Source organism: Gluconacetobacter dulcium, assembly GCF_014174165.1.
Classification (GTDB): domain Bacteria; phylum Pseudomonadota; class Alphaproteobacteria; order Acetobacterales; family Acetobacteraceae; genus Gluconacetobacter; species Gluconacetobacter dulcium.
In genome coordinates, this window is the sequence record NZ_JABEQN010000021.1 from 35,500 (window position 1) to 51,329 (window position 15,830).

The 15,830-nt window shown below is 64.0% G+C and carries 11 protein-coding genes and 1 pseudogene; 7 read left to right on the forward strand and 5 right to left on the reverse strand.

Annotated elements, in window-relative coordinates; translation table 11 throughout:
- Window positions 1-605: 605 nt before the first annotated feature.
- The gene (locus tag HLH25_RS15425) at window positions 606-3,482 is read right to left on the reverse strand and encodes a TonB-dependent receptor (RefSeq protein WP_182974919.1); all 2,877 of its coding nucleotides are present in this window, start codon (window positions 3,480-3,482) and stop codon (window positions 606-608) included.
- A gap of 282 nt (window positions 3,483-3,764) precedes the next feature.
- Here HLH25_RS15425 and HLH25_RS15430 point away from each other — a divergent pair, with 282 nt between their 5' ends.
- Window positions 3,765-4,403 (forward strand): RNA polymerase sigma factor, encoded by a 639-nt coding sequence (locus tag HLH25_RS15430; protein WP_220791844.1) that lies wholly within the window; start codon window positions 3,765-3,767, stop codon window positions 4,401-4,403.
- Window positions 4,400-5,365, forward strand: coding sequence for a FecR family protein (locus HLH25_RS15435; RefSeq protein WP_182974921.1), 966 nt, complete (start codon window positions 4,400-4,402; stop codon window positions 5,363-5,365). Before HLH25_RS15430 ends, HLH25_RS15435 begins: the two co-directional genes overlap by 4 nt.
- 53 nt (window positions 5,366-5,418) lie before the next feature.
- Here the strand turns inward: HLH25_RS15435 and HLH25_RS15440 are convergent.
- The 4 genes and pseudogenes from HLH25_RS15440 to hglS form a co-directional block, all read right to left on the reverse strand.
- Window positions 5,419-5,718: pseudogene (locus HLH25_RS15440) on the reverse strand (IS5/IS1182 family transposase); the annotation flags it as partial.
- Window positions 5,719-5,886: 168 nt separating this feature from the next.
- The gene (amaB, locus tag HLH25_RS15445; protein WP_182974922.1) at window positions 5,887-7,407 is read right to left on the reverse strand and encodes an L-piperidine-6-carboxylate dehydrogenase; all 1,521 of its coding nucleotides are present in this window, start codon (window positions 7,405-7,407) and stop codon (window positions 5,887-5,889) included.
- 138 nt (window positions 7,408-7,545) lie between these two features.
- Complete coding sequence (locus HLH25_RS15450) at window positions 7,546-8,841, reverse strand: NAD(P)/FAD-dependent oxidoreductase (protein ID WP_182974923.1); 1,296 nt, start codon at window positions 8,839-8,841, stop codon at window positions 7,546-7,548.
- Between the two features lie 42 nt (window positions 8,842-8,883).
- A complete protein-coding gene (gene hglS, locus HLH25_RS15455) occupies window positions 8,884-10,266 on the reverse strand; it encodes a 2-oxoadipate dioxygenase/decarboxylase HglS (protein WP_310889124.1) in 1,383 nt (460 codons plus the stop codon).
- Window positions 10,267-10,438: 172 nt separating this feature from the next.
- Here hglS and HLH25_RS15460 point away from each other — a divergent pair, with 172 nt between their 5' ends.
- The 5 genes from HLH25_RS15460 to HLH25_RS15480 all read left to right on the forward strand — a co-directional run bounded on the left by HLH25_RS15460 (window position 10,439) and on the right by HLH25_RS15480 (window position 15,828).
- Window positions 10,439-11,344 (forward strand): LysR substrate-binding domain-containing protein, encoded by a 906-nt coding sequence (locus HLH25_RS15460; protein ID WP_182974924.1) that lies wholly within the window; start codon window positions 10,439-10,441, stop codon window positions 11,342-11,344.
- Window positions 11,345-11,447: 103 nt separating this feature from the next.
- A complete protein-coding gene (locus HLH25_RS15465) occupies window positions 11,448-11,768 on the forward strand; it encodes a DMT family transporter (RefSeq protein ID WP_182974925.1) in 321 nt (106 codons plus the stop codon).
- A gap of 148 nt (window positions 11,769-11,916) precedes the next feature.
- On the forward strand, window positions 11,917-13,113 hold the full coding sequence (locus tag HLH25_RS15470; protein ID WP_182974926.1) for an MFS transporter: 1,197 nt from the start codon (window positions 11,917-11,919) through the stop codon (window positions 13,111-13,113).
- 185 nt (window positions 13,114-13,298) lie between these two features.
- Complete coding sequence (gene rfbB / locus HLH25_RS15475; protein ID WP_182974927.1) at window positions 13,299-14,354, forward strand: dTDP-glucose 4,6-dehydratase; 1,056 nt, start codon at window positions 13,299-13,301, stop codon at window positions 14,352-14,354.
- Window positions 14,355-15,288: 934 nt separating this feature from the next.
- Window positions 15,289-15,828, forward strand: a complete 540-nt coding sequence (locus HLH25_RS15480; RefSeq protein WP_182974928.1) for a hypothetical protein — start codon at window positions 15,289-15,291, stop codon at window positions 15,826-15,828.
- Window positions 15,829-15,830: the final 2 nt, after the last annotated feature.

Sequence of the window (15,830 nt, forward strand, 5' to 3'; positions counted from 1 at the left end):
ACGGTCCAGCATAAGGCACCAGCGTCGTGCGCCCGGCCCGGACCATGTCCCGGACCGTCTTGTCCCGCTATTCCGGCTGCGCACCCGTGGGCGCCGAATGAATGCAGCAATCCAGACGCCAGCCATTCATCTTCGCATAGCAGCGAAATTTCAGGCGCGACGAAGACAGCCGCTGGCGTGCGGGCCTGCGGCTCTCCCAAAAACATGAGCGAAAAGTTACAAAAAGCGACGATAACCGTTCGATGCCGTGCGCATAAAGACCGTTTCCACCGCCGTCTTCATGCCGTCAGAGATCCCACGCCGGCACACATCTGTGAACCGGCATGGAAAACCGACCCATCTGAAGGGGCAATCGGCACCGAAACCTGCCCCCTTCTGCGTGGATGCGACGGAAACCGCCTATTTCGGCCTCCAACCGGGCCATCGGCAGAAATCCACGCCTATGCAAACCGTGCCGATGTCCGTCAGAGCGGACAACCAATCGCAAACCAGCAGGACGCAGCATCCATGCCGCAAACGCCAGAGCATTTCCACCGAAAACCAATTCGGTAGAAATGCTCCAGTAACCGCTCGATAAAAAGGGAAGGAATACCGCAGGCGGCCCTTCAGTCGACCACGACTTGAAAGTAGATGCTACGACCGTAATAATCCTTCTCATTGATCCGTTGCAGGTTGGTGCCCTGCACATAGGTGCGATGGGCACCGATCAGGTTATCCACCTCGTATTTCAGGCGAATATGGTCGGTGATGTCGTTCCACGCCGCCAGGTCCAGGCTCGTCAGTTCGCCATACCCCACATTCTCCCAGGGCTGCGACGCGGGGTCTGTCAGATATTTAGGCGTGTAGGACAGTGTCGCCCGCACCGCGCCCCGCATCTGCGGCACATGCCACGTCACGGCACCGTTGAAGATATAGTTCGGTTGATCGGGCAACTGGTTCAGCTTGTAAGACCCGCTGGACGACGCATAGATCATCGAGCCGTGCATCCACGTTCCGTTGACCGAGATATCGAAACGCTGCCCAAGCGGGCCGCGCAGCCCCTCCTCGACCAGCGACCCTTCCACACCCATCAGCGACGAATTGGTGGCGTTCAGCGGCTGGGTCACCGATGTCGGCATGCCGTTGATCATCTCATGATCCAGCAGCGTGTAGATATCGTGCTTTATCATCTTGTCGAAATAGGCGACGCTGACGACACCATGATTGTGGTTGAAATATTTCTCGACCGACGCATCGAAATTCTGCGCCTGACGTGGCCGCAAGTTCGGATTGCCGCGCGAGAGCGTGCATTCGGTCCCGCCGCGCTGGTCGTCGCCGCAGGTCATCTTCTGCACCTGCGCGATCTGTGAGGGCATCGGCCGCCCGACGCTCTGGCTGTACGACGCCCGCAGCTTGACCGCGTAAGGGAAGTCATGAACGAACGTCACCGACGGCAACGGGTGCAGGTAACCGCCATGGTTGGTTCCCATCGCCCCCGTCGCCGTGCCGTTTTCGACCTGCGGCAGCAGGCTGCTGAAACTGACCGAATCCGCCCGCACGCCGGCGATCAGCAGCGAGTCCCGCCATTTGTAGTGCAGTGACAGATACCCGTCGATCAACTGCTCCCGATAGCGATAGAACGATTCCAGCGTATCGTTCCGGCTGGTGGCCACGTCCAGCTTCTGCCTGGCCCAGGGGAATTTCCCCATATCGATCCAGGGCAGTGTATAGTGCGAGCCCGGCGGCACGAAATTCGGAAAATACATATAGTCCGAGGCATCGCCGCCCGCGACGTAATCCTCATAGTTCATCTGGTCCGTCACGTTCAGCGTCCGCCACTCGAAGCCGGTGGCCAGACCGAATCCATGCACGTTCGGTCCGATATTGCGCGTATAGTCCAGCCTGACATTCGTCACGCCCTCCCGCGCCTTGTCGTGATAGCGCTGGATCTGGCTCAGATTGTATTTCATCGCCCGCAGCTTGTCAGGGTCGCTGACGCTGGGCATCGACGCGAAATCGTCCTTGATGGTATAATCGGCATAAAGCGGGTAGAGCCCCTGCTTTTTCGGATAGGCATAGGCCGTCAGGCGCGGCTGGTAATTCTGGTAATCCTCCCAGGTATAACCAACCTTCAGCTTGAGGGCCGAGATATTGTCATGCCAGCCCACGTCGCCCAGCACGCCGCTGCTGTCGCTCTGCCAGCGGTCGCGCCGAACATAGCTCGACGAGCGATAGACCAGTTCCCGCCCGCTGGTCGGCGTCTGATCCCATATCTGCGGGTTGTCCAGCAGAAGATAGGTGTGGTTCATCGTGGAATGTTCCCACCGCTCATAGGTATATCCCATCAGCGACGTGCTCCACCCCGAATCGTGGGGCCGCCATTCCAGCCGTCCCGACCCACCCAAATTCGTGATCGAATTGGAATAATTTCCGTATTCGATGTCCTGCGGCGCCTCCAGGCCGTTCCATCCCAGGGCGCGGCTGGGAATGTTGTTACTCTCCCCGCCTACCGGCAATCCCTTGTCGTCGTAGAAATAGCTGTCCGTCTGCCAGTTCTTGTAGGAATTGCGCACACGGTTCTGGTAGCGCATGGAAACGATGATGCCGAACTCTTTGTCCTTGCCGAACCGATCGGACAGAACGCCCTTCGCACCTTGCGCCAGATGGCCCGCCTGCCCCGGCACACGGTTGGCGCCGGCAGCCCCCTTGTAGGTGTTGTAGACACCGTAGGCGGTGAAATATTTGTACAGCCCCTTGTAGTCGAAGGCACTGCGCGGCGTCATGTCGATGACCGCGCCGATCGCCCCACCATCCTGCTCGGCGGTAAACGTCTTGTAGATATCGTCCTCGCCCGTCAATTCTCCGGGTATGTTCTGAAGATTGACGCGGCGTGTCCCGCCGCCGTTGTCCCCGATCGTCGCCAGCGTGATTCCGTTCAGCGTCGTCTGGTTCAGATCGGGCGAAATACCCCGCACACTCACGAAACGCGGCTCGTCGCCATCCTGAATGCCCGTCACACCGGGCAGCAGAACCAGCAGGTCGGCGACCGAGGACGCCCCGCCACCCAGGCTCGACGTATCGTTATAAGCGATGCTGTCGACAAGAACGTCCGAATTCCGCTTCCTGGTCACGACCGAGCGGTGGCCGATCACGTCGAGCTGTTCTTCATCGCGCACATGAGACACCGCCTTCGGTGCCACAGGCTTCCGGCGGATCACCGCATCACGGCCGTTGAACTCGCCAACGACCAGCGCCGAACCCGCCAGCATGGCCGACAGCGCGGCCCTGTCATCCATGACGCCCTTTACAGCATGCACTCTGATATTTTCCGCGTTCTGCCCGTTCGCAATCACGCCGATCCCGGTGGCCTTCTGATAGAGGGCGAGCGCGGCGGGCAGGCTCGTCGCCGGGATATCGAAAACATGCGTCGCAGCCAGCACCGGATGTGACGATATCGTTGTACCAAGCAGAAGCCCCGAAACCAGGACAGTCGAACGACGCATTGCGATGGAACCTCCGGCAGAAAAGAGCGTGCATGCAGGAAGACGCGCACCGGCCCCACATCCCCTCCCCGCGGTTCCCCGCAAATTCGTTAAAGATTCGCGTCTTCAATATTTCATTTTTATTACACGCATTACGAAACGAACAGAAAAGCGCCACTGACACACATTTCCCTCCGCCTCCCCCATGCCATGCGGATCAAGATCATCCCCGGGCGCTCTTTACGCCATCGCATGATGCTGTCACGACACCGGGCGTCTTCATCAGGGGAAGTCCGAATCACCGTGCGCGCAGACAGCGGAAACCATGCCGGCGAAACGCGGCCCGACCTTCCCGACGACAGCCGGCTCTCCTGGATCGTCGACGATGTCCTGCCGCACGAAGGCGCGATCCGGCGATGGCTGCGGCGCTTCCCGCTGGTCGGCACAAGCGCCGAGGACATCATCCAGGAATGCTATGCCCGCCTCTGCGCCTCCAATCCGGGGGACATCCGCGACGGGCGCTCCCTCTTCTTCCACTGCGCCCGCAACCTGGTGATCGAATCGGCACGCAGGGCGAATATCCATTACCTGGACCGCGACCTGGACTGGGACACAGCCGATATCGCGGACGCCGCCCCCTCGCCGGAACGGATCGCCGCGGGCCGGCAGGAAATGGACCATCTCAAGGCGGGCATGCTCAAATTGCCGGCGCTCTGCCGCGATGTATTCGTTCTAAAAAAGATATACGGCTTGACCTATACGCAGATTGCACAAAAACTTCGGATTTCGGAACGTTCGGTAGAACGACAGATTGCCAACGGCCTGGCCCGCCTCGCGTCCCACGCCGGCAGCGATCGACGTATCGAAAGAGCGCCCGAAGCGGTCAGGCGCAAGCCGATCTCCCTACCCGACAGCAAACGCCAGGCAGGTGATCGCCAGTGAGCGAAGAGAGCGGGCCACCAGAATGCCCCCGACCCGACGCACGGACCGAACAGGCGGGGCGCTGGGTCGCGGCCCAGGATCGCGGGCACCTGTCGCCATCCGAACAGGCACGCTTCGACAGATGGCTGAAGCATGACAGCCGCAATGTCGGCGCCTATGTCCGCGCCCAGGCCATCTACCGCGCACTGAACTACACGACGGCCGAAGCGCCCCTCCTGCGGGAGGTCGCGCGGCCACGCGCCCCGTCCGTCGGCCGACGGCACCTATTCGCCGGCGCCGCGGCCGCCTGCGCAGCCGGCCTCGTCGCCGGGGCCATCCCGCCCGACCGCGTCACGCTGCTGCGCCGCGAGCAGGAATCGCCCAGGCGCTACGCGTGGCAGGATGCCATCGTCACGCTGGATGCGCTCTCGGCCGCGTACGTGCCCGCTTCCGCGCGCACCGGGCGGGGCATCCGCGTGCTGTCGGGGCGCATCGGCGTGCAGGCGGCGCGGGCGACGGCGCGCGTCTCGGTGGGGCGGTTCGTGTTCCAGGCAGCCGATGCCGATTTCGACCTGGCGCTCGACGCCGCGCGCCCCACCCTGGTCGCCTATCGGGGGGCCATCGGCGTTTCCAACGGCAGCCTGCACACGGTGCTGCAAGGGCCGGCGATCTATCACCTGCCGGGCGACGACGCGCCCGACCAGACGACGTTCATCCCCCACCCGCTCTCCGCAACCGGGATTCTGAGCAGCCGCGCGTGGCGCGAGGCCCAGGCAGTTCTCAGCAATACGCCCGTCGCCGAGGCCGCCGCCCAGTTCAGCCGCTATTCCCGCACCAGGATCGAAATCACGAACGACCGCGTTGCCCGCAACCGCGTCACGGGCAGCTTCGATCTGCTGCGCCCCGCCGATTTCGCCCGCTCCGTGCAAAGGCTCCTCGGCTGCCACCTCTCGGAATCGGGCGGCCGTCTGATCCTGTCCTAGCAGGCTGTCGGGTTGGGCGTTGCGGTCGTGATGAGTGACGAAGACACCGGCGTTTACGCGGCGGTCAGTCGGGCGATCCTGCGGCAATTGTATGCGAGGGCGACGAGGGCTTTTGCCGGGTCCTTTTGGAGCCTGGTCTTCATATCCAGACGCCAGCGTTCGGTGATCCGACGCGGTTCATTGGGTGGCGGCTCTGGCCGGAAATCATAAGAGCGCCGATCCATGGGGCGTCCGATGGCAACCAGCGGGTCCACGCCCCTGGCCTGCAATGTTTCGACGGCCTTGCGACTGGCGAAGCCCGTATCGGCGAGGACGGTTCGCGGCAGACCGATCCTTCCCTCCATTGACCTTACCCCCTGGCACGAACCGGAAACTCCAGGGTCAAGGAATATGCGGGAGCTTATAACCTCTGAAGACGAACCACGTCCCGCGATAAGCCGACATACTGCTTTCCCCGCATAACTGCCGTCCCTGCTGTCACCCCACACAAGTGGTCGGGGCTTTCACCCCGCCCCACCCCATCAACCAATATCGAACGTAACACCCTGCGCCAGAGGCAGCGTGCGGCCATAATTGATCGCATTCGTCTGCCGCCGCATATAGGCCCGCCAGGCATCCGATCCGGATTCCCGGCCACCACCGGTCTCCTTCTCACCACCAAAGGCGCCACCGATTTCCGCACCGGACGGCCCCATATTGACGTTCGCAATCCCGCAATCCGACCCCGCGCCAGAAAGGAACTGCTCGATCTCCCGCAGGTCATTGCCGAAGATGGAGGAAGACAGCCCCTGCGGCACGTCGTTCTGCAACGCGATGGCGTCCTCCAGGTCACGATATTTCAGAACATACAGAATCGGCGCAAAGGTTTCCTCACGCACCGGCCCAACCTGCCCCGGCATTTCCACCAGCGCGGGGCGCGCATAGAACGACCCGCCCCCGTTCACATCGACCCGCTCGCCACCATGCACGATGCCACCATGTGCCGCCGCATCACGCAGGCTGGCCTGCATCGCCTCAAACGCGGCCCTGTCGATCAACGGCCCCACCAGCGCGTCACTCTCAATCGGGCTCCCAACGGAAATGCGCTGATAAACCTGCGCCAGACGCGGCACCAGCGCGTCATAGACGCTTTCATGCACGATCAGCCGGCGCAACGTGGTGCAGCGCTGCCCCGCCGTCCCCATCGCACCAAACGCCACGGCGCGCAGCGTCAGTTCCAGATCGGCCGACGGCGTAACGATCGAGGCATTGTTCCCACCCAGTTCCAGGATCGACTTGCCGAAGCGCCGCGCCACCCGCTCGCCGACAACGCGCCCCATACGGGTCGACCCCGTCGCCGAAACCACCGGCACCCGCGCATCCGCCACCAGCAATTCACCGATCTCCCGGCCGCCGATCAGCAGCGTGCCAAGATCGGCCGGCGCGTCATCACCAAACCGCGCCACCGCACGCTCGAACAGCGCCTGCACCGCCAACGCGGTCAGCGGCGTCTTCTCCGACGGCTTCCACACCACCGGGTCGCCGCAGACAAACGCCAGCGCCGCGTTCCACGACCACACCGCCACAGGAAAATTGAACGCCGAAATCACCCCGACCACCCCCGCCGGATGCCACTGCTCCGTCAGTCGGTGATCCGGCCGCTCCGACTGGATCGTCAGGCCATAAAGCTGCCGCGACAGCCCAACCGCAAAATCGCAGATATCGATCATTTCCTGGACCTCGCCGAGCCCCTCGGACACGACCTTGCCCACTTCCAGCGTCACGAGCCGGCCCAGCGCCACCTTGCTGGCCCGCAATTCCTCACCCAGCAGACGCACCAGTTCGCCACGACGCGGCGCAGGCACCCGGCGCCAGGTCTTGAAAGCCTCCGCAGCCGCGCCGATGGTACGGCGCGCGTCATCCGCTGTCGTCTCGACCACCCGCGCAATCTCCTCGCCGGTCACCGGCGAGCGCACGGCCAGCGTCCCGCCCGTGAACCGCGCGGCCGGCACGCCCAGACCCACCAGCAGGTCGTGCACCTCGGAAGCTATCAGGTTTGTCATCGTCTCTTCGCTTTCTCTCTTCATGCGTCTGGTCTCTGTTCTTTTTTGAAAAAAAGAACCAAAAAACTTTTGATTCGTTCTGGAATCTTGTGCAGGGCACACGCGATGTTCCCAAACCGATAAAAGTTTTTTCTTCCCCTACAGTCGCGCCGTCACAAGATGCACGGCGGCCGAGCCATATTCATACATCGCCTCCCGCGCCCGCCGGGCACGAGCCGGAACCGCCCTGGTCACCGGCAACGGCAATTCCGCCTCAGATACCACGCCCCGCGCGAAATCCGCCAGCACGCGGCCGAACACCGTGCCCGGCGCAATGCCCCGTCCGTTATAACCGCTGATGGATACGACATTCTCCGCCAACAGATGCAGGCGCGGCAGATCATCGACCGTCATGCCGATGCTGCCGAACCATTCACTCTCGAACCCGACGCCCGCAAGCTGCGGATAGATCCGCGCCAGCGCGCGCGAAGCCCATTGCCGATGCACAGCCAACCCCGTCCCCCGCAACGCCCCCACGCTACCGATCACCAGACGCCCTGCCCGATCAAGCCGGAAGGACGTCAGCACCTCCTTCGTATCCCAAGCCCCCTGCTTCTTCGGCAGTACGGAACGCAATTGCGCCGCATCCAGCGGTACGGTGGCAATGTTGAAATAAGGCAGATGAATCAGCTCCTCCCTGATCTCGGGCCACAATCCACCGATATCGGCATGCGTATAGGCATTGGTCGCCACGATCACCTTCGGCGCCCGCACACTGCCCGCCTCGGTTCGCAACCGCCACCAACCACCCTCCTGCCGGGCAGAGACAACCGGGCTGGCAGTATGAACCCGCGCCCCCGCCACCAACGCCGCCCCCGCCAGACCGCGCGCATAAGCCAGCGGCTGGATCGTGCCGGCCCGTGCATCCAGCAGCGCCCCTTCATACACACCGCTGCCGACCATCTCCCGCGTCTCACCAGGGTCCAGCAGCCGCACCGGCGCGCCCAGGCGCCGCCACTGGCGCTCCCGCTCCTTCAGGCTAGCGAGCCCCGCACGCCCGACCCCACAATGCAGCGTGCCGACATGCTCGGCCTCACAGGCGATGCCATGGCGCGCAACGAGATCGAACACCACGGACGGCGCATCCCCCAGCAACCGAAGAATTCGCGGACCATGCACCGGCCCCAACCCCTCGATCACATCCTCGGGCATGACCCACAGCCCGGCATTGACCAGCCCGACATTCCGCCCGGACCCGCCGAACCCGACCTCCTCCGCCTCCAGCACCACCACCGAAACCCCGGCCGAAGCCAGATGCAGCGCCGCCGAAAGGCCGGTATAACCCGCACCGACAATGGCGACATCGGCCTCCACGTCCCCGGCCAGCGCCACGGTGGCAGGCGCGGGCGGCGCAGACAGTTCCCACAATCCATGACTACGCAAATCGTTTCTCATCGCCGTGCTCTTCCTCTACCCGATGCCCTCAACGACCGTCATTCACGCAACCGCCGTGCTCCGCAGAGCATCCCGAATATCGGCAATGGATCGGTCCTGAAGGCCCGCATACAGCGCGCATTCATCCAGAACTTCCGCTCCCAGAGCAGTCTCGAACCCCGCGCGATCGGCGCTAACCGCATAATCCGCGCCACTCTCGCCACCCAGATTGGAGCGGAAAATCCCCGCGGCACTCACCGGCAGAAAATCCTCGTAGGTTATCGGGGTCGCCACGACCACGCCCGCACGCACCATGTCTTCGATCGGCGCGTCGGCCGAAAAGCCGGGCGGCAGGGTGGCGGCGCCCGCCAGATCGTACCGGAAATAGGCCAGTTCCTGGCCGCGCAACGCGTCCTCGGTATCGGGAAACTGCATGAAGGCCCGTTCCAGCCGCACCCCATACGGCACATCCTTCGGCCCGTCGTCCCGCGCGGCGCGCAACAGGCGATCGTACAGCGCCCGCCCTTTCGGGGTCAGGGCCACACCGCGCTGCTCGATCTCGCCAAAACGGGCGGTATGGCATCCATCCTCACCCGCATAGCCCTCACCGAGGAACAAGATCGGTTCCTCCAACGCCGCGAAACTGGTCTGCCGCAGCAGGATCGGGCACGCCCGGCGCGGCGGTCCCTCGATCACATCCTTGGCCCGCATGCCATAGGACGGCATTTCAGCCTGCGCCGCATCGATATCCAGCGTGCGGGGCGTCAGATGGTTGATATGCGGCCCCTTGAAGCACACCACATCCGCGATCAGCCGATGCGCATCGTGCAGGCGGCGATAGGTCGCGGCACTGACCGTCGCCTCGCGATGCCACCGAAAAGTTTCCAACGCCTCGCGAACAAACAGGTCCGCCTGCGCGTCCGCAAGGCCACCCTCCTCCTCCCACTGCCCGATCAGCGCCAGCACGCCGGGCGTGAAAATCCGCCGCGCCGCCAGAATGCGCTCGGCCTCCGCCCGCAGTTCGACATCCGCAATCAGGTCCAGCCGCAGCAGCGACGTAAAGACGCGGAACGGATTACGGCCCAACGCCAATTCATCGACCGGCCGAAACGCGGTGGAATGCACCGGAATCCCGGCAACCGAGAGATCGTAATACCCCACCGGCACCATGCCCATCACGGCGAACAGCCGACGCATGGTGGCCAGTTCCGTCGCCGTACCCAGCCGGATCGCGCCATGCCGTTCCACATCCAGCCGCGCCAGCGATCCGGTCGCCTCCAGCCGGGCCTTCAAAGCCGGGTCATCCTGCAGAACCCGCGCATTCACCCGCGCGACCAGTTCCGTCAGTGCGCCGTATTGCGGCACTTCCTGGCGATACATGTCCGACATCGCCCGCGCGAAACGGGTCCGGATCTCATCCGCGCCGATCATTCCGATCTTTTCCACCACACGTTCCCCACCCTGTCGGGCACCACTGGCGCGGCCCACCTATTATTCTGATTCCACATCATTCGCGACGCCGCCCCGCCTTTCAAACGATAAAGGAAACTGACATCATGCGAATCTGGAATGACCCGCCCATCCCGCGGCGGCTCCCCCTTCACTCCCACGGGCTGACATGGCGACCGCGCGACGTTTCCTGCCCCCCACCCTGCTGCTGCATTCCTTCGAGGCCGCCGCCCGCCTGGAAAGCTTCACCGCCGCGGCGCGGGAACTCCACCTGACGCAGAGCGCGATCAGCCGCCATATCCGCGCACTCGAGCAGCAACTCGGCGCCGACCTGTTCGTGCGCGACCGGCAGACGGTGCGCCTCACACTGGCAGGCGAGGCCTATGCCCGCGAAGTCCGCGAGGCCCTGCGCCATATCGCCACCGCCACGCTGGGCTTTCGCGCCAACCCGACCGGCGGTGCCATCAATCTGGGCGTGCTGCCCACCTTCGGCGCCCAATGGCTGGCCCCCCGCCTGCCGGACTTCATGCGCGCCCACCCCGACATCACGATCAATCTGATGTCCCGCCCCCTGCCCTTCGATTTTTCGGGAGACACGCTCCATGCCGCCATCCATTTCGGCGCGGCCGAATGGACGGGTGCGGAAATGGATTTCCTGATGTCCGAACAGGTCGTCGCCACATGCAGTCCCACCCTGCTGGCCCACCACGGCTTCCGCACGCCTTCCGACCTTCTGGATGCCCCGCTGCTGCACCTGGTCTCCCGCCCCGATGCGTGGGAGCGATGGTTCGCAGCCCAGGGCGTGGAAGCACTGAAGGTCCACGGCATGCTGTGCGACCAGTTCACCTTCATCGCGCAGGCTGCGGCTGCCGGAGCCGGCGTTGCCCTGCTGCCGCGCTTTCTGGCAGCGGACCTGCTGGAGAGCGGCCGTCTGGTCGAACTGCCGGGCCGGACACTCCCCAGCGAAGGCGCCTATTACCTGGCCTACCCCGCCAACCATGGCAGCTATGGCCCGTTCCAGACCTTCCGCGCCTGGCTGCTGAAAACGGCCATGCCACATGGGCCGACAGCTTGATCCTGCTTCCATCATGCCCTACCTCAATCATGAGGCCACGTCCTCGCCCCTCTTGAGGGTTTTCAGGTCCGGGACGGCCCGGCGGCTCTGAATGGAGACCGCCATGTCGTGGCTGATGCTGACCATCGCTGGCTTGCTGGAAGTCGTCTGGGCCTTCGCGATGAAGGAATCCCAGGGGTTCACGCGCGCCATCCCCTCCGCGATAACCATTGTCGGGATGATCGCGAGCTTCGCCCTGCTTTCACTCTCCATGAAACATCTGCCGCTCGGGACCGCCTATACGGTCTGGACAGGCATCGGGGCTATCGGAGCCTTTCTGGTCGGCATCCTGTTTCTCGGCGATGCCGCCAGCCCTCCGCGCATCCTGGCCGCCCTCCTGATCACGAGCGGCCTGGTGCTGATGAAACTGTCCAGCGGCGGATAAGGGAGGGTCGCCCGCCTCCAGCCCACCGGCGCCGGCGAGGTTCCCGCTTCCCGAAAACTGTCTATTCCGTTCTGCGGCGGGGGATGCCAGAAGGGTTTTCGAAGAATCGGCATCAGTCCGGCAAGTACGATATTCGCGACAGGTCCTCATGCTTTTCAAAACCCTGCCGACCAGCGCCGTCATCGGTCTCTGGGCATTGTTTGCCTGTACCTTCACGGCACTGACCAGCGAGGTCGCCCCCGTCGGCATCCTGATCGAGATGGCGCGGACGTTCCACATTCCGGAAGGCCATGCCGGGCTGGCCGTCAGCGCCTTTGCCCTGATGGTGGCCCTCGGCGCGGTCCCGCTCACGATCATGACGGCGCATATCGACCGCAAGCGGCTGATGCTCCTCTCGCTGTCGGGCTATGTGCTGTCCAATCTGGTCGTGGCGATGGCCCCCACCTTCCTGCTCCTGTGCGCCGGCCGGCTGATCGGCGGGCTGGCGCACGCGCTGCTGATGTCGATCACCTCCGCCTATGCGGCGCGCCTGGTGCCCCAGAACATGACCGGACGCGCCATTTCCTTCGTCTATGGAGGCACCTCGCTGGGTGCCATCCTGGGCGTGCCGGGCGCGGCGGCAATCGGGCATCTGGCAAGCTGGCGGGCCGCCATGTTCGTCATGACCGCGCTCGCCGTCATGCTCACTCTCTGCATCGCCTTTTTCCTGCCACCGGTCTCGTCTCCCCCCAATGTCCGCAGCAGCCTGCCCGGCGTGGCGTCCCGCCGGGTCATGCGGATCTTCCTGGTCGTGGTGGCGGTCGATGCGGTATTCTTCTTCGCGCACAACCTGCTCTACACCTATGTCACGCCGCTGCTGCTCGACCACGGGCTGACGACGGGCACCCTGAGCCTCGCCCTGCTACTGACGGGCGCCGTCAGCATCCTCGGCCTGTGGGGCGCCGGGCAGTTCGTCGACCGCAACCCCGGCGCGGGCCTGCTGGCCGGCGGCCTGGCCATGCTCATCGGCATGGGGCTGATGTATGGACACATCCTGTCCGGCTGGGCGGCGGTGGGGGCCGTGGGGCTATGGTGCGTCGGCTATTCGGCCATCATCCCCTTCGTCATGTCCGGGGCGATCCGCGCCCGTGCCACCCGTCCCGACGTGGCCGGGGCCGCGATCAATTCCGCCAGCAACGTCGGCATCCTGCTGGGTTCCGCGGCAGGCGGACAGGTGCTGACCCATGCCGGCTTCGGTGTTCTCACCCCATTGGCCATCGCCGTGGCGCTAGGCGGCATCCTGCTGGGCTTTTTCAATCCCGCCGCCTTTCCACACAGCCTTCCTCCCACCGAACACGACGATTGAAAGCCAGACCGGAAACGGCCGCCAGCGGCGATATTTAAAGCCTTTCTTAACCCTGTCGCCCGCACAAACCGATCTGGGCCTTTCTGGAAATGTGGGCAGACAAGCGGGAGCAGCCATAAGGTCGCTTACCGCGCGCATTGACGGGCAGGCCCTTACGGGGATCAGCACCGGAAAGGCGTCAACCCATGCGCATCATGATAACCGGCGGATGCGGCTTCATCGGATCGGCGGTGGTGCGGCATGTGATCGGGACAACCGGCCACACAGTGGTCAATATCGACGCCATGACCCATGCCGCCACGCGGGCCTCGACGGCCGATGCGGCATCGAACCCGCGCTACCGGCACATTCAGGCCGACATCACCGACGGCGCGGCGATGCGGGCAGTTTTCGCCGCCCATCAGCCGGAAGCGGTGCTGCATCTGGCCGCCGAAGACCAGACAGACCCCACGATCGACGCTCCCGGCGCCTGCGTGGCGACCAACGTGCTGGGCACCTTCACCCTGCTGGAAGCGGCACGGGACTATTGGAACGACCTCGATATGGCCGACCGCATGCTGTTCCGTTTCCACCACGTCTCGACCGACGCGATCTTCGGCCCCCAGCGACCCGGCGCGCCCCCTTTCACCGAAGCCACCCTCTACGCTCCGCGCAGTCCGTATTCGGCATCCAAGGCTGCCTCGGACCATCTGGTACGCGCCTGGCAGCACACATACGGGCTGCCGACTTTCGTCACCACCAGCACCCATAATTACGGCTTCTGGCATTTCCCCGAAAAGCTGATCCCGCTGATGACGCTCAACGCCATCGCCGGTCGCCCCCTGCCCGTTTATGGCAACGGGAGCACCCTGCGTGACTGGCTGTTCGTCGACGACCACGCCGAAGCCCTGGTCCTGGCGATGGAGCGTGGCCAACCGGGCGAGACCTACGCCATCGGTGCCCGTCAACCGCGCACCACCCTCCAGGTCGCCCGCGCCATCTGCACGCTCATGGACGAACTGCGCCCCGATCCGGCGGGTCCCCACGCACGGCTGATCCGCTCCGTCGCCGACCAGCCGGCACATGATTGCCGCTCCGCAATCGACCCGTCGCACGCCGAGGCCGCGCTCGGCTGGCGTCCCCGCCACGATTTCGAAACCGGCCTGCGCCGCACGGTTCAATGGTATCTGGAGCACCGCGCATGGTGGACCGCGCTCCAGGCCGGGCAGGGCAGCACCCACACCACCGAAGCCGCCGCCTGAGAGCCCGCCCGTAACGGCCAGGGGCCACTCTGGCGAGACAACGCGCGCAGACGACGCCTCCGGCTTCATCACGATGTAATAATCATTTCATCATCATCGCTTCCGACAATCGGATAAGAGCGACCCGCTGTGCAAACCCCCTCGGCCGGGCCTTCGGGTCCGGCTTTTTTTGCACCGACGCGGGAACAAACCGGGAAGAACAGAGCAAGGTCGCTCGGATTCAAGCCCCAGCGGCATCCACCCACAGAGTTATCCAGAGGGGTATCCCCGGATTCTGTGGATAATCCTGGCCTCCCCGGAACGCGCCCGAACTTGAAAAATGGCTGTTTTCCGCCACTCCCAGCATGATTGCATCCGCTCCCTGAAAAGCCCCTTGATTCCATGTCAGTTTTATGACTGCCCCCATGGGCAAATCATTCACAGCCGACCAGAGAGCCGAGTCAGGAGCCACCACTGCACGGCCCCTTTTTTCGTCCCCCGGAGCACACAGCACGCCCCGCCCAGCCGGAACAAACCAAGAAAGGCGGGATTCGTCGCGTTCAGGCCGGTTTCCGGCGAAGCAATCCACAGAGTTATCCAGAAGGGTACCCCCGGATTCTGTGGATAATCACGCGACACCCGCCATGGACCAGCACCGAAAAAATGCTGGTTTTCCGCCCTTCTCAGCCAGTCAAGAGAGGCATGACCAAATATCCATGATTCCTGGGCATTTTCTTACGGACCCATCCGCCGAAACAATTCACAGCTTCATAACGATTCATGCTTGACTCCTCTCCGGGGCAGATCTCCGCCAGAGTCCTTCCGAATCCGTGCGGGCCGCCACACGACAGGGCGGGCGACCAAGCAGCCGGCAGGCTTTCATTTCTGGTTTCGGCGCAGCCCGTATAAAGTCCGCGTACAGATCCAAAGTGATACAGGACTGCGGAAAGGCACCATGGCAACCGCGAAACCATTCGTCATCCCCGCTCTCGCCACCCTGCTGATCGGGCTCACCCCGGCCGCCCCCACCCGAGCGGACACGCCGCAGGCCCACTGCACGCCAGGCAAGCCGGCGCTCCCCGACGATCTGCGCGCATGGGCCTCCCCCACCCACTTCGAAGCCGCCGGCACCGTTTCCGCGCTCGATCACGCCGTCCTCCCACCGGGCCAGGCAGTGCTGGTAGCCCTGCGCCCCACGCCGGATGTCAGCTACGCCCTTCGCCCCGACGAACCGGGCGGCACGGTCAGTTCTGGCGGCATGGTGGCCTTCGACGTTCCCAAGGCAGGCACCTACCGGGTCATGCTCAACGCCCGCGCGTGGCTGGACGTCGTGCGCGACGGTGCCGCCATAGGGTCCACCCACCACGAGCACGGGCCAGCCTGTAGCGGAATCGGCAAGATGGTCGATTTCCCGCTACCGGCCGGACGCTCCGTCATCCAACTCAGCGGCAGCAGCCAACCTGAAATCGAAATCATGGTGGTGCCGGCGCCGTGACA